28 protein-coding genes are annotated in these 24,530 nt (G+C 60.7%); 17 read left to right on the top strand and 11 right to left on the bottom strand.

From position 1 onward, the window contains the following. The first annotated feature begins 37 nt into the window (after window positions 1-37). Genes flhA through motD form a run of 6 tightly spaced genes read left to right on the top strand, consistent with a single transcriptional unit; the run spans window position 38 to window position 6,546 of the window. Window positions 38-2,125, top strand: a complete 2,088-nt coding sequence (gene flhA, locus FGKAn22_RS02235) for a flagellar biosynthesis protein FlhA (protein WP_212786362.1) — start codon at window positions 38-40, stop codon at window positions 2,123-2,125. Next, window positions 2,122-3,363 (top strand): flagellar biosynthesis GTPase FlhF, encoded by a 1,242-nt coding sequence (gene flhF, locus FGKAn22_RS02240; RefSeq protein WP_212786363.1) that lies wholly within the window; start codon window positions 2,122-2,124, stop codon window positions 3,361-3,363. Before flhA ends, flhF begins: the two co-directional genes overlap by 4 nt. After that, window positions 3,353-4,288, top strand: coding sequence for a MinD/ParA family ATP-binding protein (locus FGKAn22_RS02245; protein WP_212786364.1), 936 nt, complete (start codon window positions 3,353-3,355; stop codon window positions 4,286-4,288). Before flhF ends, FGKAn22_RS02245 begins: the two co-directional genes overlap by 11 nt. Window positions 4,289-4,293: 5 nt before the next feature. Beyond that, on the top strand, window positions 4,294-5,004 hold the full coding sequence (locus FGKAn22_RS02250) for an RNA polymerase sigma factor FliA (RefSeq protein WP_212786365.1): 711 nt from the start codon (window positions 4,294-4,296) through the stop codon (window positions 5,002-5,004). A gap of 4 nt (window positions 5,005-5,008) precedes the next feature. Continuing rightward, entirely contained in the window at window positions 5,009-5,749 is a 741-nt protein-coding gene (locus FGKAn22_RS02255; RefSeq protein WP_212786366.1) for a flagellar motor protein, read from the top strand. 11 nt (window positions 5,750-5,760) lie between these two features. Next, the gene (gene motD / locus FGKAn22_RS02260) at window positions 5,761-6,546 is read left to right on the top strand and encodes a flagellar motor protein MotD (RefSeq protein WP_212786367.1); all 786 of its coding nucleotides are present in this window, start codon (window positions 5,761-5,763) and stop codon (window positions 6,544-6,546) included. Here the strand turns inward: motD and FGKAn22_RS02265 are convergent. The 3 genes from FGKAn22_RS02265 to flgA form a co-directional block, all read right to left on the bottom strand. Beyond that, the gene (locus FGKAn22_RS02265; RefSeq protein WP_212786368.1) at window positions 6,543-7,013 is read right to left on the bottom strand and encodes a flagella synthesis protein FlgN; all 471 of its coding nucleotides are present in this window, start codon (window positions 7,011-7,013) and stop codon (window positions 6,543-6,545) included. The genes motD and FGKAn22_RS02265 overlap by 4 nt on opposite strands. Continuing rightward, complete coding sequence (gene flgM / locus FGKAn22_RS02270; protein WP_212786369.1) at window positions 7,014-7,328, bottom strand: flagellar biosynthesis anti-sigma factor FlgM; 315 nt, start codon at window positions 7,326-7,328, stop codon at window positions 7,014-7,016. A 121-nt stretch (window positions 7,329-7,449) separates the two neighbouring features. Further along, window positions 7,450-8,130: a flagellar basal body P-ring formation chaperone FlgA gene (gene flgA / locus FGKAn22_RS02275; RefSeq protein WP_212786370.1), complete on the bottom strand. Its 681-nt coding sequence runs from the start codon at window positions 8,128-8,130 to the stop codon at window positions 7,450-7,452. Window positions 8,131-8,283: 153 nt separating this feature from the next. Between flgA and flgB the strand changes: the two genes are divergently transcribed. The 11 genes from flgB to flgL all read left to right on the top strand — a co-directional run bounded on the left by flgB (window position 8,284) and on the right by flgL (window position 19,023). After that, window positions 8,284-8,688 (top strand): flagellar basal body rod protein FlgB, encoded by a 405-nt coding sequence (flgB, locus tag FGKAn22_RS02280; protein WP_212786371.1) that lies wholly within the window; start codon window positions 8,284-8,286, stop codon window positions 8,686-8,688. 13 nt (window positions 8,689-8,701) lie between these two features. Then, window positions 8,702-9,109 carry a flagellar basal body rod protein FlgC gene (gene flgC / locus FGKAn22_RS02285; protein ID WP_212786372.1) on the top strand — a complete coding sequence of 136 codons (408 nt, stop codon included), beginning with the start codon at window positions 8,702-8,704 and terminating at the stop codon, window positions 9,107-9,109. A gap of 30 nt (window positions 9,110-9,139) precedes the next feature. Beyond that, window positions 9,140-9,829, top strand: a complete 690-nt coding sequence (locus FGKAn22_RS02290; protein WP_212786373.1) for a flagellar hook assembly protein FlgD — start codon at window positions 9,140-9,142, stop codon at window positions 9,827-9,829. 15 nt (window positions 9,830-9,844) lie between these two features. After that, on the top strand, window positions 9,845-11,449 hold the full coding sequence (locus tag FGKAn22_RS12580; protein ID WP_281411894.1) for a flagellar hook protein FlgE: 1,605 nt from the start codon (window positions 9,845-9,847) through the stop codon (window positions 11,447-11,449). A gap of 31 nt (window positions 11,450-11,480) precedes the next feature. Then, window positions 11,481-12,227, top strand: a complete 747-nt coding sequence (gene flgF, locus FGKAn22_RS02305; RefSeq protein WP_212786374.1) for a flagellar basal-body rod protein FlgF — start codon at window positions 11,481-11,483, stop codon at window positions 12,225-12,227. A gap of 29 nt (window positions 12,228-12,256) precedes the next feature. Continuing rightward, window positions 12,257-13,039 (top strand): flagellar basal-body rod protein FlgG, encoded by a 783-nt coding sequence (gene flgG, locus FGKAn22_RS02310; RefSeq protein ID WP_212786375.1) that lies wholly within the window; start codon window positions 12,257-12,259, stop codon window positions 13,037-13,039. A gap of 10 nt (window positions 13,040-13,049) precedes the next feature. Next, window positions 13,050-13,724, top strand: a complete 675-nt coding sequence (locus FGKAn22_RS02315; protein WP_212786376.1) for a flagellar basal body L-ring protein FlgH — start codon at window positions 13,050-13,052, stop codon at window positions 13,722-13,724. Between the two features lie 15 nt (window positions 13,725-13,739). Continuing rightward, window positions 13,740-14,837, top strand: coding sequence for a flagellar basal body P-ring protein FlgI (locus FGKAn22_RS02320; protein WP_212786377.1), 1,098 nt, complete (start codon window positions 13,740-13,742; stop codon window positions 14,835-14,837). Beyond that, the gene (gene flgJ, locus FGKAn22_RS02325; RefSeq protein ID WP_212786378.1) at window positions 14,838-15,731 is read left to right on the top strand and encodes a flagellar assembly peptidoglycan hydrolase FlgJ; all 894 of its coding nucleotides are present in this window, start codon (window positions 14,838-14,840) and stop codon (window positions 15,729-15,731) included. Between the two features lie 114 nt (window positions 15,732-15,845). Next, window positions 15,846-17,774: a flagellar hook-associated protein FlgK gene (gene flgK / locus FGKAn22_RS02330; RefSeq protein WP_212786379.1), complete on the top strand. Its 1,929-nt coding sequence runs from the start codon at window positions 15,846-15,848 to the stop codon at window positions 17,772-17,774. Between the two features lie 13 nt (window positions 17,775-17,787). Beyond that, entirely contained in the window at window positions 17,788-19,023 is a 1,236-nt protein-coding gene (flgL, locus tag FGKAn22_RS02335; RefSeq protein ID WP_212786380.1) for a flagellar hook-associated protein FlgL, read from the top strand. Here flgL and fliR read toward each other — a convergent pair. From fliR to FGKAn22_RS02375, 8 genes are all read right to left on the bottom strand, one after another. Next, window positions 19,014-19,796 carry a flagellar biosynthetic protein FliR gene (fliR, locus tag FGKAn22_RS02340; RefSeq protein ID WP_212786381.1) on the bottom strand — a complete coding sequence of 261 codons (783 nt, stop codon included), beginning with the start codon at window positions 19,794-19,796 and terminating at the stop codon, window positions 19,014-19,016. The two genes, flgL and fliR, sit on opposite strands and share 10 nt — an antisense overlap. Then, window positions 19,796-20,065 carry a flagellar biosynthesis protein FliQ gene (gene fliQ, locus FGKAn22_RS02345; RefSeq protein WP_212786382.1) on the bottom strand — a complete coding sequence of 90 codons (270 nt, stop codon included), beginning with the start codon at window positions 20,063-20,065 and terminating at the stop codon, window positions 19,796-19,798. The genes fliR and fliQ overlap by 1 nt, the downstream gene beginning before the upstream one ends. Beyond that, window positions 20,062-20,814 carry a flagellar type III secretion system pore protein FliP gene (gene fliP / locus FGKAn22_RS02350; protein ID WP_212786383.1) on the bottom strand — a complete coding sequence of 251 codons (753 nt, stop codon included), beginning with the start codon at window positions 20,812-20,814 and terminating at the stop codon, window positions 20,062-20,064. Before fliP ends, fliQ begins: the two co-directional genes overlap by 4 nt. Further along, complete coding sequence (fliO, locus tag FGKAn22_RS02355) at window positions 20,804-21,277, bottom strand: flagellar biosynthetic protein FliO (protein WP_212786384.1); 474 nt, start codon at window positions 21,275-21,277, stop codon at window positions 20,804-20,806. The genes fliP and fliO overlap by 11 nt, the downstream gene beginning before the upstream one ends. Next, window positions 21,277-21,687, bottom strand: a complete 411-nt coding sequence (fliN, locus tag FGKAn22_RS02360; RefSeq protein ID WP_212786385.1) for a flagellar motor switch protein FliN — start codon at window positions 21,685-21,687, stop codon at window positions 21,277-21,279. Before fliN ends, fliO begins: the two co-directional genes overlap by 1 nt. Further along, window positions 21,680-22,666 carry a flagellar motor switch protein FliM gene (fliM, locus tag FGKAn22_RS02365; protein ID WP_212786386.1) on the bottom strand — a complete coding sequence of 329 codons (987 nt, stop codon included), beginning with the start codon at window positions 22,664-22,666 and terminating at the stop codon, window positions 21,680-21,682. Before fliM ends, fliN begins: the two co-directional genes overlap by 8 nt. A 5-nt stretch (window positions 22,667-22,671) precedes the next feature. After that, a complete protein-coding gene (locus FGKAn22_RS02370; RefSeq protein ID WP_212786387.1) occupies window positions 22,672-23,286 on the bottom strand; it encodes a flagellar basal body-associated FliL family protein in 615 nt (204 codons plus the stop codon). A 117-nt stretch (window positions 23,287-23,403) separates the two neighbouring features. After that, a complete protein-coding gene (locus tag FGKAn22_RS02375) occupies window positions 23,404-24,528 on the bottom strand; it encodes a flagellar hook-length control protein FliK (protein WP_212786388.1) in 1,125 nt (374 codons plus the stop codon). Window positions 24,529-24,530: the final 2 nt, after the last annotated feature.

The following is a 24,530-nucleotide window of genomic DNA, read 5'->3' on the forward strand; positions in this document are numbered from 1 at the left end:
CCCGTCATCGGGATGACGGAACAACAGGAAGTGCGAAATGGACCTACTGCTCACACTGCAAAACTATATCAAGCGCGCCGGACTGGTCAGTATGGCCGGCCCCGTGCTGATCGTGATGATCCTGGCGATGATGGTGCTGCCGTTGCCGCCGATGCTGCTGGATATCCTGTTCACGTTCAATATCGCGATTGCCATCATGGTGCTGCTGGTCAGCATGAACACCACCAAGCCGCTGGATTTCGCGGTATTCCCCACCGTGCTGCTGATCACCACCCTGCTGCGCCTGTCGCTGAACGTGGCTTCCACCCGCATCGTGTTGCTCGAAGGCCACACCGGCCCTGCCGCCGCGGGCAAGGTGATCGAATCGTTCGGCCACTTCCTCGTCGGCGGCAACTACGCCGTCGGTATCGTGGTGTTCTCCATCCTGGTGGTGATCAACTTCGTGGTGATCACCAAGGGCGCCGGACGTATCGCCGAGGTGGGCGCGCGCTTCACCCTGGATGCGATGCCCGGCAAGCAGATGGCGATCGATGCGGACCTGAACGCGGGTCTGATCGGCGAAGACGTGGCACGCAAGCGCCGTGCCGAGATCGCGCAGGAAGCGGACTTCTACGGTTCGATGGACGGTGCCAGCAAGTTCGTGCGCGGCGACGCGGTGGCGGGCATCATCATCCTGCTGATCAACATCGTCGGCGGACTGATCGTCGGCGTGGTGCAGCACGGCCTCGATATTTCCGTGGCGGCCAAGAACTACACGCTGCTGACCATCGGCGACGGCCTGGTGGCGCAGATTCCGGCGCTGGTGATCTCGACCGCGGCTGGTATCGTGGTCAGCCGCGTTTCCAGCGAGGAGAACATCGGCCAGCAACTGGTCGGCCAATTGTTCAAGCAACCGCAGGTCATCATGCTGACCGCCGCGATCATCGGCTCGATGGGCCTGATCCCCGGCATGCCGAACTTCGCCTTCCTGCTGCTGGCCGGCTCGATGGGCGGCCTGGCCTGGTACCTGACGCAAAAGAGCGAGAAGGCGGTTGAGCTGGAGCAGGCCGAGGTTGCGGCGGCGCCGGTCGTCACCGAATCGCCCGAGGCAAGCTGGGAAGACGTCGCTCAGGTCGATGTGCTGGGACTGGAAGTCGGCTATCGCCTCATCACGCTGGTGGACAAGACTCAGGACGGCGATCTGTTGCGCCGCATCAAGGGCATTCGCAAGAAATTCACCCAGGACATCGGTTTCCTGCCGCCGTCCGTGCACATCCGCGACAACCTGGACCTGCGTCCGAACGGTTACCGCATCACCCTCAAGGGCGTGGAAATGGGCAGCGGCGAGGCTTACCCGAACCAGTTGCTGGCGATCAATCCCGGCAGCGTGAGCGGGGAACTGCCGGGCATGCAGACGCGCGATCCGGCCTTCGGTTTGCCTGCTGTGTGGATCGATCTTGCAATGCGCGACCAGGCGCAGGTGATGGGCTACACCGTGGTCGATCCGGGTACGGTGGTGGCGACGCATCTGAGCCACCTGATCAGCACGCGCGCCGCCGAACTGCTCGGCCGCCAGGAAGTGCAGCAGCTGCTCGACCACCTCGCCAAGGTCTCGCCCAAGCTGGTCGAGGACCTGGTGCCCAAGACGCTGCCGCTGGGCGTGGTGCAGAAAGTGCTGCAGAACCTGCTGGACGAGGGCATGCACATCCGCGACATGCGCACCATCGTCGAGACATTGGCCGAGTATGCGCCGCGCAGCCAGGATCCTTTCCAGCTGACCTCGCTGGTGCGCGTGGCGCTCGGCCCTGCCATCGTGCAGCAGTTCTACAACGGTGCGCAGGAGCTGCAAGTGATCGGCATGGACAAGGATCTGGAATACGTCCTGATGCAGGCGATGCAGTCCGCGCAAGGCGGCGTCGGCATCGAGCCGGGACTGGCCGACACCGTGCTGCGCGAGTCGCGCGCAGCCGCCGAGGTGCAGGAACAGATGGGCTTGCCGACGGTGATGCTGGTGCCGTCGCAGTTGCGCGACCTGCTGGCGCGCTTCCTGAAGCGGGCCGTACCGAACATTAGGGTGATTTCGCACGATGAGGTCCCGGATTTCAAATCGATCCGGGTGACCGCAATGGTAGGAGGTAGAGCATGAACATGAGAAAATTCATCGCCCCGACGGCACGTCAGGCATTGAGGGACATCCGCGACGAGCTGGGCGACGAGGCAGTGATCCTGTCCAATCGCAAGGTGGCCGAGGGCGTGGAGATCATCGCGATGGCCAACGAGGCGATCGAACAATTGACCGATCATGCTCCGGCGCAGAAAGGCGTGAAGTCTGCGGCCAAGCCGGTCGCTCATGCCGGCCTGCTGGCCATCGCCAAGTCCGTTGAACCGCAGAGTGAGCCGGTCAAGCCTGTCGCCGTTCCTCAATCCGCGATCGCGGCGCCCCAGTCTGCCGACAGCATCCTCGGCGAGATCAAGAACATGCACAGCGTGCTGCAGCAACAGCTCGCCGCAATGTCGTGGAACGACGTGCAGCAGCGCGATCCGCAGCGCGCCGGGCTGTTGCGCCGGATGCTGAATTCCGGGTTCAGCGCGTTGCTGGCACGCCAGTTGATGGACAAGCTGCCGGCCGGAAAAGAGCAGGGCGAGTCGTGGATCAAGCAGGTGTTGAAGCGAAATCTGCGCGTGGCGGGCGAGTCGGACGACATCGTCGCCAAGGGCGGCGTGTATGCATTGATCGGCCCGACCGGGGTGGGCAAGACCACCACCACCGCCAAGCTGGCGGCGCGCGCGGTGGTGCGCTACGGCGCGGACAAGGTGGCGCTGCTGACCACCGACAGCTACCGTATCGGCGCCTACGAGCAGCTCAAGATCTACGGCAAGATCCTCGGTGTGGCGGTGCATGCGGTGAAGGACACCGACGACCTGCGCCTGACGCTTTCCGCGCTCAAGCACAAGCATCTGGTACTGATCGACACCGTGGGCATGGGGCAGCGCGACGAGCGCGTGGGCGACCAGAACGAGATGTTCGACGCGACCGGCGTGCAGCGTTTGCTGCTGTTGAATGCGACCAGCAGCGGTGACACCCTGGAAGACGTGGCACGCATGTATCACAGCGAAAAAGTAATCGGCTGCATCGCCACCAAACTCGACGAAGCCGCGAGCCTCGGCGCCGTGCTGGACGTGGCGGTGCGCCATCGCCTGGTGATGCACTACATCGCCAACGGCCAGCGCGTGCCGGAGGACCTGTACCCCGTCAATCCGGATTACCTGTTGCACCGCGCCCTCAAACCGGCGGAAGAGAAGACCCCGTTCACTTTGCATGAACTGGAGTTTCCGGCGCTGATGTCCGGCGTCTCGACCGGAGAGGCCGCTTATGCGCTCTGAGATCGGGATCGATCAGGCGGAAGGGCTGCGTCGTTTGCTGCTGCGTAACCAGACGCAGGTGATCACTGTGGTGGCGGGCAAGTCCGGCATTGGCCGCACCAGCGTGACCATCAATCTGGCCTCAGCCCTGGCGCGCTCCGGCAAGGACGTGCTGGTGCTGGACGAGAACCATGCGCCGGACAATCTGCTGGATCGCCTGGGCCTGTTTGCCGGCCATGACCTGCTGGATGTGGCGCAGGGCAAGTGTCATCCCAAACAGGCGCTGCTGAAGACCAGGGGATTCGGCGTGGTGCCCGCCGCACGCGCCATGCACGAGTTGGCGTGCCTGAGTCGCGACGAGCAGCAGCGTCTCGAGGACGCGCTGACCGGCCTTAGCAACGGCGTTGACGTGATGCTGGTGGATGCCGCGATGCCTTCCCTGAGCCGCGCCGAAGGGCTGGCCGGCCGGACCGCCGTGTCGTCCAGCCTGGCGAATGGCGCGGCGTTGCTGGTGGTGGTGGACGCCACCGCCAGCGGCATCACCGAGAGTTATGCGCTGATCAAGCGGTTGGCGCTCGAGAATGCGCGCATGCGATTCGAGATCGTGGTGAACAAGGTCGCCGATGAACAGGCGGCGCTGACGGTGTTCGAAAACATGGCCAAGGTGGCGCGGCGCAACCTCGCCGTGTGCCTGGAATACTTGGGCTGCATACCGCAGGACGAGAGGCTGATGCGCGCTACCCAGCTGGGACGTCCGGTGGTCGAGGCATTCCCCACCGCCGTGTCGGCTCGTGCCTGCCTGACCATGTCGGAAAAGCTGTTGCGGTTGCCGGTGCAGCAGGATGAGGCGGAAACCGGGGTGCGCGCCATCATCCAGAGCTTGGTGCGGCAAGTGGCCCAGCCCCTACAGCGGCACAGCAGAGAAATGGCACACGTTGTAAACTAGCGGGCATGTACACGGCTATCGGATTAAACGACAAGGAACAATGCCTGCGGGATTATGCCCCGCTGGTGAAGCGGATCGCACATCAGATGATGGTCAAGCTGCCCTACAGCGTGCAGATCGACGACATCATCCAGGCAGGCATGATGGGGTTGCTGGATGCGGCCAGCCGCTACGACGAATTCCACGGTGCGCAGTTCGAGACCTATGCGACGCAACGCATCCGCGGTGCGATGCTGGACGAGTTGCGCGAGGCCGACTGGCTGCCGCGCAGCCTGCGCCGCGACATGCGCCGCATCGAAGCCGCGATCAGCCGATTGCAGCAGAAGCTGGGGCGCTCGCCGAACGAGACCGAGATCGCCAAGGAGCTGGATATGCCTCTTGCCGAATACCAGCAGCTGCTGCAGGAATCGCGCGGCGCGCAACTGGTGTATTACGAGGATTTCCACGACGAGGATCACGACGATTTCTTCGAACGCTTCGAGTTCGACAGCGATGCCGATCCTCTGGCGCTGCTCGCGGATGAGCGCTTCAGGGTCGAACTGATACGCGCGATCGAGAACCTGCCGGAGCGGGAGCGGATGTTGATGGGGATGATTTACGAGCAGGAGATGAATCTGCGCGAGGTCGGCGCGGTGTTCGGGGTGAGCGAGTCACGTGTTTCACAGTTGCACAGCCAGGCGGTGGCAAGGCTGCGCAGCTGGATGAAGGGATATTGAATCGATGGACAAGCTCACGGTATTCGGTCTGGTGATCGGGGTGGTCGGAATCATGACCGGCCAGATACTGGAGGGGGGAGATATTTCCATCCTGTTCCAGGTCGCGGCTTTCCTGATCGTGTTCGGCGGCACGCTTGGGGCGGTGATGGTTCAATCCCCACGGAAAGTGTTCGTCACGGCGATGAAGATGTCGCGCTGGGCATTCGTCACGCCGCAACTGCGCAGCCGCGAGATAGCCAGGCAATTGACGGACTGGAGCATCCTGGCCCGCAAGGAGGGCATCCTCGCGCTGGAGAGCCGCATCGCCACGGTTTCCGATCCGTTCCTGAAAAAGGGGCTGCAGCTGCTGGTGGATGGCAATAATGCCGAAAAGATCCGCGATGTGCTGGATGTGGATATCCATTCCTGGGAACAGCTGCGCTGGCAGTCGGCGCGGGTGTGGGAGGCCGCTGCGGGCTATTCTCCGACCATCGGCATCATCGGTGCGGTGCTGGGCCTGATGCACGTCATGCAGAACCTGGCCGAGCCGAGCAAGCTGGGTGGAGGTATCGCCGTGGCTTTCGTTGCGACCATCTACGGCGTGGCTTTTGCCAACCTGTTGTTCCTGCCGATCGCGAACAAGCTGAAATCCATCCTGATGCAGCAGGGGCACGTGTACGAAATGATCGTCGATGGACTCGCGGGCATCGCTAACGGGGATAACCCGCGGCTGCTCGAAATCAAGCTGCAGAGCTATCTCACCTAGGCTCGCTATCTATGGCACGCCGGAAAAAACGGGTCGACCATGACAACCACGACCGCTGGCTGATCTCCTATGCCGATTTCGTCACTTTGCTGTTCGCCTTCTTCGTGGTGATGTATTCCATCTCCTCGGTGAACGAGGGCAAGTACAAGGTGTTCAGCGATTCACTGAGCATCGCTTTCACCAATCAGCCTAAAACCAGTTCCGATATCCAGATGCTCAGCCCCGAGGAGCAGAAACTGCGGGCCTTGGTGGACCGGCGCACCGCGCGCCTGGGCGAGCAGCAGCGCAAGATACAGGAGCGCATGAAAAAGCTCGCCGGCAACCTGAACCAGGTGATGGCGTCGATGGTCAGGCAGGGGCAGGTGAATATCGTTCAGACCCGGCGCGGGGTGGTGCTGGATATCAGCGCGAGCGCCTTGTTCGGGGTGGGCGAGGCCACGTTGCAGCCGGCTTCGGTTGGTGTGCTGAAACAGGTCGCTGCCGTGCTTGCCCAGGAGGAAGATGCCATCGAGGTGGAGGGGCACACCGACGACATCCCGATCGCCACTGCGCAGTTCCCTTCCAACTGGGAGCTGTCTTCCGCGCGCGCCAGCAGCGTGGTCAGGCTGCTGATCGATAACGGTGTACCGGCAAAACGCCTGACGGTAGTGGGGCTGGCGTCGAATCAGCCCCTGGCGCCGAACAACAATCCGGAAAACCGGGCGAAGAACCGGCGCGTGACCATCACTATCGTGTCGCCTGATGTAGAACGGGTGGGTGCGCCCGGGAATGGCGCGACAGGGGGAGCCGCGCCTTAACCGCTGCCCAGCGATCTTCCGCTGCCCGGGGAGAAGCTGGGCTGCCCATCGGGGCCGTAAAGATTGGCCTTGTTCACCGCGTTGCTCAATACGGCAAGCGTTTGCTGGTTATGGCGCAACTGCATCTGGATTACCGCGCCATTGGCGTTATTGAGCAGCTGGGCGCGTTCTGCCAGGGAGAGGACTTCCTGCCAGACTGCCAATCCCTCCCGGCTGTGTGTTTCCAGCCAGGCGCGAATCGCTTCGACGGTAAGTTGCGGGAGATGCTGTTTCAGCAAGGCGCGACGCGCCTCGGCAAGTTTGTTGAGCTCAAGCGCATCCTGGGATTTTTGCTCGGACAGTTCGAGCAATTGGTCGGTATGGTTCTCCACCAGCATGACTTGCTCGCGTTCCAGCAAGGCCACGAACTTCTGCAGCGCCGCGCGTTCGGCGGTCAGCGCGGCAAGCAATGGTGAAGCGTGTTTCAACTATCGTGCCCTGTTGTCGATCAGGTCGCGCACGGTCTGAAGCAGGCGATCGGCGACGACTTCGGAATTGACCTTGAAGCGGCCATCGCTGATGGCTTGCTTGATTTCCGCCACCTTCGCCGAATCGGCGACCGGGGAGCCGGCCATGCTGCTTTCCATGCTGCGCAATTGCGTCGCCGTCGTGCCGAGCGAGACGCTGGTGCTGCCTTGTTGCGGCGCCGGGGATGACTCGGCCTTGCCCTTGTTGGCAGTGCGCGATGCCCCGTCCCCTACGGATTTGCCGGGCAGCGCATTATTGGATTTGTCGATTTTCACGGTTGTCCTCTCAATCTGACGACACTCAACATCCTGTCGTTGACCTCATATCGGCAGGCATAGGAAAAACTTTAGGGTGTTCGCGATTTTTATTTCGGTGGCGATTGTAGCGCACTTGCAACTAGGGGGTGATCTCGACCACGCCGCCGGCGCGCGCCACGCCGCTGACCACGCGCCCGGCGGCGACGCGAACCTGTACGGGCTGTCCTTCGCTTGCATTGTTCAGGGCGACGCCTTCGCTGCGTATGCTGAAACCCTTGCCTTGCACGGTCAGTTGTACCGCTTGCCCCTGCGTCACGCTGTAAGGGGCGCGCAGCATGTCCTCGCGCAACACCTGGCCGGCGGTGATGCCGTAGCGCAACACTTTGCCGATCACTTGTTTGGGGTCGGTGTATCCCGAGGCGGTCTGCGAGGTTTCGGTCGCTTGTGTGGCGATGTCGCTTTCCTGCAGCGTATGCCCCAAGGGCAACTGGCGCGTGGTGACCAGCAGGTCGAGGCTCAACCTAACTTGCACCGGGACGAAGATGCTCCAGCCGTTCTGTTCTAGGCAGCGCACCCCCACCGCCGTCCTTCCGATGAGCTGACTGCCGGCCGGCAGGAAGGCTTCGAGCCTGGCGCATTCAGGCAGCGCGATACGCCGGTCGATTTCCTCTATCTTGTAGGTGGCTTTGCCGGGCAGTGCGGCAGTTTGCTGCTGTACGAAGGCGTCCGCGACGCTCCTGATCTGCGCATGGCTTTGGGGCGCGGCCGATGCCACGGCACACGCCAGCAACAAGCTGACAAATATAAGCATTCTTTTCATGGCGGTATTGTGCGGGGCGCGGCCGGTTTAGGGAAGGGCCGGATAAGCCGGAATTGAGGCAGAAATCTGCCGCTTATCGGCAGATAGTCGCGACAGGTGCGGATTTAGTATGCCGTCCATGTAAATAGGCAAAGTGGCCGGATGGAGGGCAAGATGGTCAACAAACTGGACGATTTGACGCGCTTTCATCAAGCTGCGCTGAGCCTGCGTGCGGCGCGGCAGGAGGTGCTGGCTTCCAACATCGCGAATGCGGATACGCCGAACTATAAGGCAAGAGACATCAATTTCGCCAGCGCGCTGCAAAACGCGATGGCCGGGACATCTACCGAATTGCCGGTGGTGAAGACTTCGCCGCAGCATCTGGAGGGCAATGCGGGAGGTTCGATTCTGGGCGCCCAGATGATGTACCGCAAGCCGATCCAGCCGAGCGCCGATGGCAATACGGTGGATATGGATGTGGAGCGCGCGCAATTTACCGACAATGCATTGCGTTATGAAGCCAGCGTCCGATTCGTCAGCGAGCAGATGAAGTCGATGATGACTGCGATTCAAGGCTAAAAAGGGGTAGATCATGTCTCTGTTCAATGTCTTTAATGTGGCGGGTTCCGGAATGGCGGCGCAATCGCAGCGCCTGAACGTGGTGGCCAGCAACCTGGCGAACGCCGACAGCACCACCAGTGCCAACGGTCAGCCGTACAAGGCCAAGCAGGTGGTGTTCAGTGCGACGCCCGTGGCGGGGAGCGGAAGCTCCCAGGGCGTAAAAGTCGCGTCGGTGGTCGAGGATAATTCGCCCATGAAGATGGTCTACGACCCCAAGCACCCGATGGCGGATGCGCAGGGTTACGTGGCGATGCCGAATGTGAACGTGGTGGACGAGATGGTGAATATGATCTCCGCCTCGCGCGCCTACCAGAACAACGTGGATGTGATGAATACCTCGAAGACGCTGTTGCTCAAGACGCTGACCATCGGCCAGTGATAGATGAAAAGTCAATGACAGGAGAACGACATGGTCGACAATGTACAAAATAGCGGTTCGGCAGCGGATATATACGCTGCAATCAACGCAAAGGCGAAAGCGGGTTCCACCACGGACGCGTCCGGCGTGGCGAATACACAGGACCGTTTCCTGAAGCTGCTGGTCACGCAGATGAAGAACCAGGATCCGCTGAACCCGATGGATAACGCCCAGGTGACTTCGCAGATGGCGCAGCTCAGCACGGTGAGCGGCATCGACAAGCTGAATGCCACCCTGCAGGCGTTGAGCAGCAGCATGATGTCCAGCCAGTCGATGCAGGCGGCGGCCGGCATGATTGGCCATGGCGTGCTGGTGCCGGGCAAGGGCGTCGATCTGAGCAATGGCACGGCCTACGGCGGCGCCGATCTGACACAGTCCGTGGACAAGCTGGACGTTTCCATCTACGACAAGGCCGGTGCGCTGGTGCGCAACATCAGCCTGGGCTCGCAGCCGGTGGGTTTGGTGAACTGGCAGTGGGATGGCCGTAACGATGCCGGCATCAAGGTGGCGGATGGCAGCTACACCTTCACCGTGAATGCCACGCAGTCAGGCAATAAGGTGGATGCGGCGACGTTGCAGTTCGGCATGGTGAATAGCGTTACGCAGGACGCACAGGGGTTGGCGTTGAGCGTTGGGCAGCTGGACGGCATTGCGATGTCACAAGTCAGGCAAATTGTTTAATACAAGGAGAACATCATGGCTTTTCAGCAAGGATTAAGCGGACTGAATGCATCGGCCAAGCAACTGGATACCATCGGCAATAACGTGGCAAACGCCAATACCGTCGGTTTCAAGCAATCCCAGGCGCAATTTGCGGATTTGTATGCGACTTCCCTCGCAGGTTCGGGGGCGTTACAGGTGGGGACCGGGGTCAAGGTCGCCAACATTACCCAGCAATTCACCCAGGGCAATATCACCAATACCAGCAACTCCATGGATACTGCAATCAGCGGCCAGGGGTTCTTTCGCATGGTGGACCAGAACGGCGCCATCGTGTACAGCCGCAATGGCCAGTTCCAGCTGGACAAGAACGGTTTTATCGTCAATAACCAGGGCCATCAGGTGACCGGGTTTGCAGCCGTCAACGGCAGGATTAGCGGTGCACAGCCGACACCGATACAGATTTCCTCTGCCGATCTGACACCTAAACAGACCTCTAATCTTGCTGCCGGCGGTGTGCCGATCGGGGCCGGTTTGAATCTGGACTCGCGCTCAACTTTCCCGACCGGCCTTACTCAGGCTAAGGTGGTGGGAAACGCCGCCGCCGGCCTGACCATCCCGGCAGGCGCTACGCTCAGTGCCACGGTGGATGGCGTGGCATCCGGCGCCGTGACCATTCCGGCGGGCACCTATACTACTAGCGCAGCTTTGGCGAGCGCGGTGCAGACGGCAATGAATGCAAGCGCAGCGCTGGTCGCTGCAGGCAAGACGGTAGTAGTGACGGCGGATGCGGCCGGCATCCTTACCATGGCATCCGGTTCTGCCGGCACCGCATCTACCATCACCGCACCGGCCGGTACGGCGGCGGCTACGCTGTTCGGCGCAGCCCCCGTGTTAACTGCCACTGGAACCGGCGTGTTCAATCCTCTCGATCCGGCAACCTACAACAATTCCACTTCGTTGACGGTATATGACAGTCTGGGAAGCAGTCACATAGCTTCGCTGTACTTCCAGAGGGTTGCATCCAACACCTGGAACACTTACCTCACGGTGGACGGTGCTCAACTCCCGGCTGCGGGAACCCCGATGACGACGCTTACCTTCAATACCCTGGGGCAATTGACCGGCCCTGCTGCGGTGCCTCCGCTCTCGATTGGCCAGGTGACTTCGGCATCGTTCACCCCGGCCGGCGCGGCACCGCAAACACTGACGTTCGATTTTGCAAAATCCTCGCAATACGGCGGCAATTTCGGTGTGAACAGCATGACCCAGGACGGGTATACCTCCGGCCGTTTGAGCAGCTTTGCCACCAGCTCGGATGGCACGATACTGGGACGGTATACCAACGGTCAGACGCGCCCTCTGGGGCAGATAGCATTGGCGAACTTTACCAGTCCGCAAGGCCTGCAGCCACTGGGTAACAATTCCTGGGCGGAAACTGCATCTTCCGGCGGCCCCTTGGTCGGCGCGCCCGGTTCGAGCAGTCTCGGGGTGCTGCAGTCTTCCGCGACCGAAGATTCCAACGTGGACCTGACCGCAGAGCTGGTGAACATGATCACCGCACAACGCGTCTATCAGGCGAACGCGCAGACCATCAAGACGCAGGACGCGGTGCTGCAGACCATAGTTAACTTGCGCTAACGCGATTGAATGGACGGTTTAGGAGGGAGATATGGACAGACTGATCTACACCGCGATGACCGGTGCTTCACATGTGCTGCAGCAGCAGGCTGCGGTGTCGGAGAATCTGTCCAATGCCAACACGCCGGGTTTCCGTGCCACGCTGAACACCTTCCGTGCCGTGCCATTGGTGGGCGAGGGTTTGCCGACCCGCACCTTTGTGGTGGACTCTACCGCGGGTTCGGATTTCACTCCGGCGGCCTTTCAGCCGACCGGACGCGAGCTGGACGTGGCGGTGAACGGGGCGGGCTGGCTCGTCGTGCAGGGGCCGGACGGCAAGGAGGCCTACACGCGCAACGGCAGTTTCCAGATCACGCCGAACGGCGTGCTGCAGACCCGCACCGGCCTGAACGTGGTCGGCGACGCTGGCCCGATCACCATCCCTCCCGACACAGGAGTCACCTTCGCCAAGGACGGCACCATATCCACGGTTCCGACCGATCCGGCTCAGGCCAAATCGGCGGTCACGTTGGGCAGGCTGAAACTGGTCAGTCCGGACCCGGCCCAGCTCGAGCGCGGCGGCGACGGCCTGTTCCGCCTGAAGAGCGGTCCCGCAGCTGCCGCGAACGACAAGGTGGAAGTGGTGGCGGGTAACCTGGAAGGCAGCAATGTGAACACCGTGGAAGCGATGGTCTCGATGATCTCGCTGGCGCGCAAGTTCGATATGCAGATGAAGATGTTGCAAAGCGCGGACAACAACGCGCAACGGGCCAGCCAGATAATGAGCCTTGCCGGCTAACACGATGCACCCAATGAAAGGATAGGATCATGATACGTTCCCTGTGGATTTCCAAGACCGGTCTGGACGCTCAGCAAACCCAGATGGATGTCATTTCCAATAACCTGGCCAACGTCAGCACCAACGGCTTCAAGCGTTCGCGCGCGGTGTTCGAGGATTTGCTGTACCAGACCATTCGCCAGCCCGGCGCGCAGTCTTCTCAGCAGACCCAGATACCCTCCGGTTTGCAGATCGGTACCGGCGTGCGCCCGGTGGCTGCGGAACGCATCCACACCCAGGGCAATCTGCAGCTGACCGGTAACGAGCTGGATGTGGCGATCCAGGGGGCGGGGTTCTTTCAGGTGCTGATGCCGGACGGTTCGACCGCATATACCCGCGATGGCGCGTTCCAGATGGATGCCCAGGGCCAGTTGGTGACCGCCAGCGGTTTTCCGGTCCAGCCCGCGATCACTATCCCCCCGAATGCTCTCAAGGTCACCATCGGGCGCGACGGCGTGGTCAGCGTCACTCAGCCTGGCGTGGCTGCGCCGGTGCAGGTGGGTAGTCTGCAGCTCGCGACTTTCGTCAATCCGTCCGGTCTGATGAGCCAGGGCGAAAACCTCTATCAGGAAACCGTTTCTTCCGGTACGCCCGGCACCAATGTGCCGGGCACCAATGGTGCGGGGCTGTTGAACCAGAATTATGTGGAAACCTCTAATGTGAATGTGGTGGAGGAGATGGTGAATATGATACAAACGCAGCGTGCATACGAGATCAATTCCAAAGCGATCTCGGCGTCGGATCAGATGTTGCAGCGTTTGTCGCAAATGTAGGAGAGCAGTAATGCGTAATTTGTTGATTGCCGTTTCCATGATGCTGATGCTGGCCGGATGTGCGGCACCCTCGACCAACATCCAGCAACCGATGACGGCCAGACCGGTGGCAAAAGCGCCGGTGGCATACAATGACGGGGCGATTTTCCATGCCGGTCAGAACCAGCATCCGCTGTTCGAGGATTACCGTGCGCGCAATGTCGGCGACACAATCACCATCAATATCGTGGAGAAGACCTCGGCGAACGACAAATCGAGCGCCAGTGCGAATCACAGCAGCACGCTGGCGGCCACGACGCCGTCGATCACGCGTAATGCTGCAACGCCCAAGCTGTTGCTTACTGGCATGACGTTGTCCGGTAGTACCGGCGGCAAGTATGCCGACAACGGAGCCAGTACCGGCGCAGTGGACTTCACCGGCACCATCACGGTGACGGTGATCGAAGTGTTGTCCAATGGCAACCTGTTGGTGAGCGGCGAGAAGCAGGTGGCGGTCAATACCAACAATGAATACATCCGTTTTTCCGGCGTAGTGAACCCGACGACCATCGCGGCCGGCAACACCGTGCAGTCGACGCAAGTGGCGGATGCGCATCTCGAATACAAGGGCAGGAGTGGGGTCCTCGATACCTCCTCCGTGATGAATGTGCTGGGGCGTCTGTTCCTGTCGGTGCTGCCGTTCTAATTAAAGGACTGTGCAATGAAACGAATCCTTGTAACGCTGTTGATGATATCGGTGCTGTGGCCGTTCGCGGCAGGGGCGGACCGCATCAAGGATATGGCAAGCATCCAGGGCGTGCGCGACAACCAGCTGATCGGCTACGGTCTCGTGGTCGGCCTGGATGGCAGCGGCGACCAGACGACGCAAACACCGTTCACCGTGCAGAGCATCATCAACATGCTGACGCAGATGGGCGTCAATCTGCCGGCTGCCACCAGTCTGCAACTCAAGAACGTCGCAGCGGTGATGGTGACGGCTACCTTGCCGCCTTTTTCCAAGCCGGGGCAAACCATCGACGTGACCGCGTCTTCCATCGGTAATGCCAAGAGCCTGCGCGGCGGCACGCTGCTGATGACGCCGCTGAAGGGGGCGGATGGGCAGGTGTATGCGATGGCACAAGGCAACCTGCTGGTCGGCGGTGTGGGCGCTGCGGCCGGTGGGGCATCGGTGCAGGTGAACCACCTGAGCGTCGGGCGTGTTCCCGCGGGCGCGACCGTGGAGCGTGCCGTGCCGACACTGTTGGGGCAAGGCGAATTCATCCACCTGGAATTGAGAGCGTCGGATTTCACTACGGCGACCCGCATCGTCGAGGCGATCAACGGGCAAGTCTCACCGGATATTGCTGCCGCTCTGGATGGGCGGGTGATCCAGGTGCGCGCGCCGGCAGGCAATGAGCGAGTGGCGTTCATTTCCAGGATCGAGAACCTGGAGATCAACCCGGGGCAGGGCATTGCCAGGGTCATCATCAATGCCCGCACCGGCTCGGTGGTGATGAACCAGGCGGTCACGCTGGACGCCTGTGCCGTAGCGCATGGCAACCTCACCGTGGTGATCAACACCGAGACCCAGGTCAGCCAGCCGGCCGCAAGGTCTCGGGGGCAGACCGTGACGACCGAGCAGACCACGATAGACGTCAAGACGGACAAGGGGGGCTTGGTGCAGCTTGAAAAAGGCGTGTCCCTGAGTGACGTGGTCAAGGCGCTGAATTCGGTCGGGGCGACCCCGCAGGACTTGCTGGCCATTCTTCAGGCGATGAAGTCGGCAGGCGCGTTGCGTGCCGAACTGGAGATCATTTAGATGGTTGACCGGTTGGACATCTCCGGCAAGCTGGCTCTGGACACCCAGAGCCTGGCGCAGTTGCGCGCACAGGCCAAGAACTCGCCGGATCAGGCGCTCAAGACCGCGGCACAGCAGTTCGAGTCGGTGTTCCTGAACATGATGCTGAAGAGCATGCGCGAAGCGACGCCACAGGAAGGCATGTTCGACAGCGAACAGACACGGATGTTTACCGGCATGCTGGATCAGCAATTGGCACAGAGCATGTCCAGCCGCGGCGTGGGTCTGGCCGACATCATGGTTCAGCAGTTGAGCCGCAACATGGGCGGGCAGCCACCGGCTGCAGGCGGCGTGGAGAAGTCTGGGGCGCAGCCGTTGGAAATGCCGGTGTCATTGCCATCAACAGCGGCTCCGGGAAAGCCGGTTTCCGTACTGCCCTCGGCCTATAGCGGCAGCACCCAGCAGGATTTCGTCGATCGCATGTTGCCGCACGCCATGCAAGCCAGCCGGACCACCGGAGTGCCGCCGCAGCTGATGCTGGGGCAGGCGGCGCTGGAGAGCGGCTGGGGGCGACGCGAGATCCGCACGGCGGATGGCGGCAACAGCTATAACCTGTTTGGAATCAAGGCCAATGCCGGCTGGAACGGCAAGGTGGCCGAGGTGATGACCACCGAATACAGGAACGGAGTGGCCTATAAACAGGTCGAAAAATTCCGCGCCTATTCCTCCTACGCCGAGGCGTTCCAGGATCATGCCAACATGATCGGCAAGAACCCGCGTTACGCCGAGGTGTTGCAGCAGGGCGGCGATGCGGCAGGTATGGCGCAAGCGATACAGAGGGCGGGTTATGCCACCGATCCGAAATACGCCGACAAGCTGGCACGTGTGATGGGGATGATGAATCTGACAGGGTAATTGCGCATTGGGAGTTGGGCGGTGCAACGGATTTAGGGAGTAGACCCTAAAGAATCCGGCCTGCCTGCCGATAATCCGGATGAAGCTGCTGTCGGGCGAACTAAAGGACATATCATGGGAAGCAACATATTCAGTTCGGCATTGAGTGGGATGAACGCCGCGCAATATGGTTTGGCGACTACCCAGCACAATATCGCCAATGCGAATACGCCGGGATTTAGCCGGCAGGTCGTTGACCAGGCGGCACGGCCAGGGCAGCTGACCGGAGCGGGTTTCCTCGGCCAGGGGGTCGATGTTGTCGCGGTGAGACGCCTCTACGACCAGTTCATCTCTACCCAGGTCATGCAGGAGCAGACGCAGGCCTCCTATTTGACGACTTATCACACGTCGATCGCTCAGATCGACAATCTGCTCGCCGACCCGGCGGCGGGTGCATCGCCCGCGATGCAACAATTCTTCGACGCATTGAACGGGGTCGCCAGCAGTCCCGAATCCCTGCCGGCGCGCCAGACTTTGTTGAGTAACGCTCAATTCGCCGTGAATCGCTTCCAGGCCATCGATCAGCGTCTGACCGATATTACGAATGGGCTCAACGGCCAACTGACCAGCAGCGTAACTACGATCAACAGTTATGCGCAGCAAATTGCGGCCTTGAACGGCAACATCAAGCGGGCTACAGCCAATGCCGGACCGGGACAGCTGCCCAATGACCTGCTCGACCAGCGCGATCAGTTGATCAATCAACTGAACATGGAGGTCAAGGCTACGGTGCAGCAGCAATCAGACGGTTCGGTTAACGTGTTCATCGGCAATGGGCAGGGGTTGGTGGTGGATGAGCAGGCATACTCGTTGGCTGTGCTCCAGTCGAGCAGCGATCCGAGCAAGCTGGATATCGGTTTCCAGACTCGCGGCAATACGATTCCCTTGCCGCAGAGCAGTTTGCAGGGGGGGAACGTGGGGGCTTACCTGACGTTCCGCGACCAGACCCTTGAGCCTGCGCGCAACGCGCTGGGACGGGTCGCCCTGGGACTGGCGGCAAGCATGAACCAGCAGAACCGGATGGGGCAGGACCTTACCGGGGTGCTGGGGGGCGATCTTTTTACTGCGGCCGTTCCGCGCGTATCCCAAGGCGCCAACAACGGCGGCACGGCAACTGTGACCGCCTCGATTACCGATGTCGCCGCATTGACCACCAGCGATTACCAGGTTCGGTTCGACGGAACCAGCTATACGATGTTGCGCTTGTCGGACAACACTACGACCAATCTCGGCACGACCGTGCCGCTGACACAAGTGGTGGATGGTGTTAGCGTCACCCTGTCTGCTGGGATGATGAAGGGCGACACTTTCATGATTCGTCCCACCGCCGATGGTGCGCGAGACATCTCCGTGGCGATTAGCGACCCATCCAAAATTGCAGCTGCAGCCCCGATCCGCGGGAATGCCGCCATCGCTAACACGGGTACGGGGACCATCAGCGCGGGCACGGTGAACGCCCCCCTCCCGCTTAACCCCAATCTGCAGAACAAGGTGACGGTGACCTTTGTCGATGCGACCCACTTCACGGTTACCGATAACACCTTGGGAACAACGCTGGTTGGCCCTCCCGGGACGGTATATAACCCGGCTACAGGAGCGACCTTGTCGTTCAACGGCTGGACGGTGCAAATCGCCGGCGCGCCGGCCGTGAACGACACCTTTACCGTGGACCGCAACACCAATGCGACCGGCGATAACCGTAATGCGTTGCTGATGGCGGGGTTGCAGACCAAGAACATCCTGGCGAACGGCACGGCCAGTTTTCAGGGGGCTTACGGTCAATTGGTAGGGCAGATTGGCGCCAAGACTAATGAACTATCCGTCACCAGTACGGCCCAAACCAGCATGCTTAATGAGACCATCAAGCAGCAGCAATCGATTTCGGGTGTCAATCTGGACGAGGAAGCGGCCAATCTGTTGCGCTATCAACGGGCCTATGAGGCTTCAGCTCAGGCGATGAAGATTGCCAACACCATGTTTGATGCCTTGTTGGCGTTAGGTTAGGGGGTAGTGAGCCATGCGCGTAAGTTCCAGCACTTTATTTGACAGCAATGTTGCATCCATGGGGCAGCAGCAGACCCGCTTGATGCAGACGCAACAACAGGTATCTACCGGCCGGCGCATCCTGACCCCGGCGGGGGATCCTGTGGCGGCGGCACGGGCTTTGGATCTTAGCCAGGCCGACGCAATGAACACACAGTATGCCTCGAACCGCAACGCGGCTCGCCATACGCTGTCACTGGCGGAGAGCAACTTGCAGAGCGTTACTACGCTGTTGCAGGATGTCAAAACGGCCACGGTTGCCGCCGGCAACGGCACCCTCAATAACAGCGACAGGCAGACCTATGCCACCGAACTTGCCGGCAGACTGCAGGAACTGGTGGGGCTGGCGAACAGCACCGACGGTGCGGGAAATTATCTGTTTGCCGGATTTCAATCCAAGACCCAGCCGTTTGTGAGCACCGCCACCGGCATGAATTATGCCGGCGACGACGGGCAACGCCTGGTTCAGGTTAGTGCATCGCGTCAAATGTCATCCAGCGACAGCGGGGCCGACATTTTCATGCGCATCAAGAACGGCAACGGCACGTTCGTTACCCAAGCCGCAGCCACTAATACCGGTAGTGGCATCGTGAGCCTGGGAGGAGTAGCCAACCCGCCGCCAACCGCTGCGCAAACCGGCAACAGCTACACGCTGACATTCACCAGTGCGACGACCTATACGGTTACCGGCACGGATGCCATGGGGGGGGCTCTTCCTGCAGCAAGCCTGCCGCCACCTAATGCGCCGTATGTCAGCGGACAGAACATCAGTTTCAACGGCATACAGTTCGATATACAGGGGGCGCCGGCCAATGGCGACAGCTTTACGGTCACGCCCAGTGCCAACGAGAGTGTGTTCAAGACCATTTCTGACCTGATCACTGCCTTGAAAACGCCCGTGTCGAACGTCGCTCCCGGCAGTTCGGCATTGTTGGCGGGCAGTCTGAGCCGGGGCCTAAACAACTTGGATAATGCCCTGAACAAGGTGCTGACTACCCGGTCCTCGCTGGGGTTGCGCCTTAACGAGCTCGACGTGCTGCAGACGACTGGCGACGACTTAGGCTTGCAGTTCAAGCAGGCGCTGTCGCAGTTGCAGGATGTCGATTACGCCAAGGCACTGAGCGATTTGACTCAACAGCAGATGTCTTTGCAGGCGGCGCAACAGTCGTTTGTGAAAGTCTCCGGCCTTTCGTTGTTCAATTATCTCTGAGCCGGCTGCACCAGGTGTAGCGCCGTCCCGATCCCTTCCTGGATGAGCCTGTCCAGCAGGGGGACGAAATAGGGCATGGATAGCACCAGCACGAAAAAACCGATGGACAGCGTGATGGGGAAACCCACTGCAAACAGGTTGAGTTGCGGTGCGGCGCGGGTCAGTATCCCCAAGGCGATGTTGGCGATCAGCAGCGCAGCCAGGATGGGCAGCGAGATTTGCAGGGCATAGGCAAAGATGCTTCCTCCCCAGCTGGCTACTCCGTGCAACCCCTGAGTGGACATCATGTCGCCGACCGGCAGCGTCCGGAAGCTTTCCGCCAATGCGGAAAGCAGATAAAGGTGCCCATTCAGTACCAGGAAGGCCAGCGCTGCGATCATCCCCCAAAATTGCGCGATGACCGGCGTGCTAGACGCGTTGATCGGGTCATAGAAAGTTGCGAACCCCAGACCCATCTGCAAACCGGCCAGTTCGCCAGCCATCTCCACGGCAGTGAAAACCAGGCGGATGGTGAAGCCCATCGCCACCCCGATGATGATCTGCTGGACCATGATCAGCAATCCCTGCGGCGAACCGACGGATACCGGCGGCATTGCGTCTATGGTCGGGGCGATGATGATGGCGAGCAGGACCGAGAGGCCGATCTTGACCCGCGCCGGCACTTGCTTGTTGCCGAGCACCGGTGAGCTGGCGATCATGGCCAGGATGCGCGTCAGGGGAAAGATCAGTGCGGCGAGCCAGGCATCCAGTTGCGCGCTGGTGAAGCTGACCATTATCCGATCATCCAGGGGATGTTGCCGAACAAGCGCTGGATGTAATCGACCATCATGTTGACCATCCACGGCCCCGTCATGATCAGCACCGCAAACATCCCCAGCAATTTGGGGATGAAGGACAGGGTCATTTCATTGATCTGGGTCGCGGCCTGGAAGATGCTGACCACCAGGCCGATGACCAGCGCGGTCAGCAGCATGGGGGCGGCGATCATCAGGGTCATTTCGATGGCCTGTTGCCCGATGGTGACGACGGTTTCCGGAGTCATGTGTAGAAGCTCTGCGCGAGTGACCCGATCAGCAGGTTCCAGCCATCGGCCAGCACGAACAGCATGATCTTGAAGGGCAGCGAGATGATCGCCGGCGACACCATCATCATACCCATGGACATCAGCACACTGGCGACCACCATATCGATGATGAGGAAGGGGATGAACACCACGAAACCGATCTGGAACGCGGTCTTGAGCTCGCTGGTGACATAGGCCGGCACCAGGATGCGCAGCGGCACCTGATCGGCGCTTTGCAGCGGCTCGCTGTTGGATATCCTGACGAACAGGGCGAGGTCCGTCTCGCGGGTCTGTCGCAGCATGAAGGTCTTCAGCGGCACGCTGCCCTTTTCGACGGCCTGGACGAAATCCAGCTTATTCTCGCTGTAAGGCAGATAGGCATCGGTGTAGATCTTGTCGAATACCGGCGACATCACGAAGAAGGTGAGGAACAAGGCCAGGCCGATCAGTACCTGATTGGGCGGCGAAGCGGGAGTGCCGATGGCCGAACGCAACAGGCTCAGCACGATGATGATGCGGGTGAAGCCGGTCATCATCAGCAGCACCGCGGGCAAAAAGCTCAGCGACGTGAGCATCAGCAGGGTCTGGATGCTCAGGCTGTAGGTCTGGCCGCCTCCCGGCGCGGGGGTGCTGGTGAAAGCGGGCAGACCGGTTTCCGCCCATGCGGTTTGCGTAATGCCGAACAGTGCGAGCAGCAATAACAGCAGGCTAATGAAACTACGGTGCATTGCGTTTCCCTGAGGACAGCGAATTGAGAGCGGAAGACAGCACGGCAGCGAATTTGTTGCCGGCAAGCTGTGCATCATCCGGGGCGTTGTTCACGCTGCCGCCCTCCGGTTTCTGCAGGCTGTGCAGGGTGCGTATCTGATTGGGGCCTACGCCGACCACCAGCCAGGTATCGTTCACTTCGACCAGCACGATGCGTTCGCGTTGACCGATCGCGACGCCTCCCAAGACCTTGAGCTGGTTACCTTGCCCCTGTTGCACCATGTTCATGCGCTTGAGCAGCCAAGCGACCAGAACGATGGCAGCCAGCACCAGCAGCAGGCTGAAGATGATCTGCACGATGCTGCCGGAACTGACCGCGGGAGGAGGGGGTGTATAGGCGGGACGGGTGCCGTCTACGGCAGCCGCCAGCGTGGGAATCGCCAGCGCGACGGCGGCGATGGAAGTTCTGAATACGTCGCGCATTATCGGTTCAGGCGGCGCAGCCGTTCGGAGGGGGTGATGATGTCGGTCAGGCGGATACCGAGTTTGTCGTTCACCACCACGACTTCGCCCTGCGCGATCAGGAAGCCGTTGATCATCACGTCCAGCGGTTCGCCGGCCATGCCGGCCAGTTCGACGACCGAGCCTTGCGCCAGTTGCAGCAGGTTCTTGATCGGCATCTTGGTGCGTCCCAGTTCGACGGTCAGTTGTACCGGGATGTCCAGGATCATGTCGAGGTCGTTCTGGGATGTTGCGCCCCCCGCAGAACCGAATTGCTCGAACACATGCGGTTTGGCGGGTTCCGCGGCCGGGATGGCCGCAGCCTGTTCCGCCATTGCGGCGCCCCAATCGTCCGCGGAGATTTCATCGGAGGTGATCGTATCGTCAGGCATGATTTTCTCCTTCGTGAGTCGAGAGCATTTTTTCGACTCTCAACGCGTATTGATTATTAAATACCCCATATTTGCATTCCATCACGGGTATGCCATCTACCGAGGCGGTAATGGTCTCGCCGACTTCCAGCGGGATGACGTCGCCGGCACGCATCTTCAGTACTTGATCGAACGTCACATTGGCGTGGCCGAGCATGGCGACCAGTTCGATGGTGGCGGACTGCACCTGTTTGGACATCAGCTGCAACCAGCGTTGATCCACCGCCAGATGGTCGCCCTGCATGGGGCTGTAGAGCAGATCCTTGACCGGCTCGAGCATCGAGTAGGGCATGCAGACGTGGAACGCGCCGCCGTTGCCGCCCAGTTCGATGTCGAAGGTGGTCACGATGACCACTTCGTTCGGGGTGGCGACGTTGGCGAACTGCGGATTCATTTCCGAACGCACGAACTCGAATTCCAGCGGGTGGACTGATTCCCAGGCTTTGCCATAAGTCTCGAACACCACTGCCAGCATCTTCTGGATGATGCGCTGCTCGGTCTGGGTGAATTCGCGGCCTTCCACACGGGTGTGGAAACGCCCGTCCCCGCCGAACATGTTGTCCACCACCAGGAACACCAGGTTCGGGTCGAAGATGAACAGGCCGTTGCCGCGCAGCGGCTTGGCCTGAATGATGTTGAGGTTGGTGGGGACGTGCAGGTTTCGGATGAATTCGGCGAATTTCAGTACGCGCACCGGGCCGATGGAGATCTCCGGCGTGCGGCGGATGAAATTGAACAAACCGATGCGGAACAAGCGGGCAAAACGCTCGTTGATGATTTCCATGGTGGGCATGCGCCCACGCACGATGCGTTCTTGCGAAGCAAGGTTATACGGGCGAACTCCCTCCCCGGCATCCGGAGCCTCTTGCGGCTCATCGGATTCGCCGGTCACTCCCTTGAGCAGGGAGTCGACTTCGTCTTGTGAGAGGAATTCGCTCATTTCGCCTATTGAATGATGAATGAGGTAAACAGCACTTCGGCGATACCGCCGATGGCTTTGGCCTCTGCCGGTGACGGGTTCGATGCGGCAACAGGCATCCCCGGCACTGCGGACACCGCTTCGGCAGCCGCCTCTTCGGTCGCTACGATTGCCGGCGCAACCTTGCGCAGGCCCAACACATATTCCACTTGCCCCTTGATTTGCTGGGCCAGCTTGTCCTTGCCCTCGAAGGTGGCGAGTTCGGAAGGCCGCTTGCTCTGCAGCACCATGTTCACGCGGTGCAGGATTTCCGGGTTATTGGCCTTGATCTTTTCTTCCAGCTCCGGCCGGCTCACCTTGAGCGAGATCGCGACTTGCAGGTAGCGGTCGCCGTCTTCGTGCATCAGGTTGGCGGTAAATGTGCCCAGCTCGACGAATTTCGGCGGCACTTCTTCGATGTGTGCCGCGACTTCGGTGGCCTCGCCCTCTCTTGGCGGATGTGGCTTCAGCAACAAAAATGCAGCCGCCCCGCCACCTATCAGCAGCACCACGGCTGTGATAATGATGATGAGCATTTTCTTGCTCTTCTTCGGTGGCGCCTCAGCTTCTTGCGGGGCGGCTGGTTTTGCGGCTTTGGCCATGTTCGATTCCTTGTTGATGGTTGGATTATGGGAAAAAAACTGTGCGAATGATAACTCGATTAACGCCGGAATTCCCCATTAACTTAAGCTTTTGCCAACCTTCAGGATTGCAGGCGCTCAGGCGAAAGTGTCCACCATCCCGTTGTGGCGGCGCACAGTTGCGACCTGTGCGGCTGCCGTCGATGCTCCTTCCAATCGGGCGGCGCTTCCCCCGCCACCTTGCTGCGCTGCCGTGCCGGAACCCTGGCCCATGAAGCCTTGCGTATCGCGGTCGCGAGGCGCCTGGTCGCTGACGGTGGTATTGCCCAGCGTAATGCCGTTATCGGCCAGCATTTCACGGAGTTTAGGCAGGGCATTCTCCACCGCCTCGCGTACAGCTCCATGCGGCGAGGTAAACAGGGCCGTGGCCTGGCTGTCGGAAATCTTCAACACCACATCCAGCGGGCCCAGATCCGGCGGATTCAAGTGCAGCTCCGCAACCTGGTTTTGCTGGGTGCTCATCCAGGTGATCTTCTGCGAAAAATCGTCTGCCCAGCCGCTGTTGCCCAGAGGAGTGGCGATGGTCTGCGGGTTATCGCCGACCTTGCCGGGCTGCATGTTGGGCATGGCGGCGGCCAGCACCGATGGCGCGATCGCCTGGGCCGCATTGGCCGGGGCTGGTGTCGTCAGGCTGACCGGCAACTCAGCCTGCTTAACCATATCCTTAACCAAGGCGTCCGGGGTGATTGGCTGGTTGGCTGCGGTCATATCCGTCTTGCCCAATGACATGTTCGCCGGGCCACCCGGCTGTGCATCGCCGCGGGAAGCCGTTTTAATCATGGCGATGTCGGGCGTCGCCGTATTGTTCTTGCCGGTTGGCTGCAGCGCTGCATTGCCTGTCGCTTCCTGGGTGGCCGGGGTGCGTATCTCCTGAGGGATTTGCAGCAGCATGGCCATCACCGAGTTCGCCGCATCGCTCGGCGCACCGGCATCGGCGGTGATGGCTGCCGGATCTTGCGCATCCTTCTTGCCGTTCGCCGTTGCGTTGCTGTCCGCCGCGTTGGCGGCGATGGAGATTTGCGCAAGGTTCAGCAAGGCGGAGTCGGCTCCGCCGATCTGCCGCGCGAGCAAGGCTGCAAACGGGTCGGCACCCCCTGGACCTGCCGCAGTCTGGGCATCGTCAGGCGCACTGTTTGCCAGCGCCGTGTTCGTGATATTCCCGGCGGACTGGGGACTGTTGCTGGTGATCGGCAGGTTAGTCATGG

Origin of the sequence: Ferrigenium kumadai (genome assembly GCF_018324385.1) — a bacterium.
GTDB lineage: Bacteria > Pseudomonadota > Gammaproteobacteria > Burkholderiales > Gallionellaceae > Gallionella > Gallionella kumadai.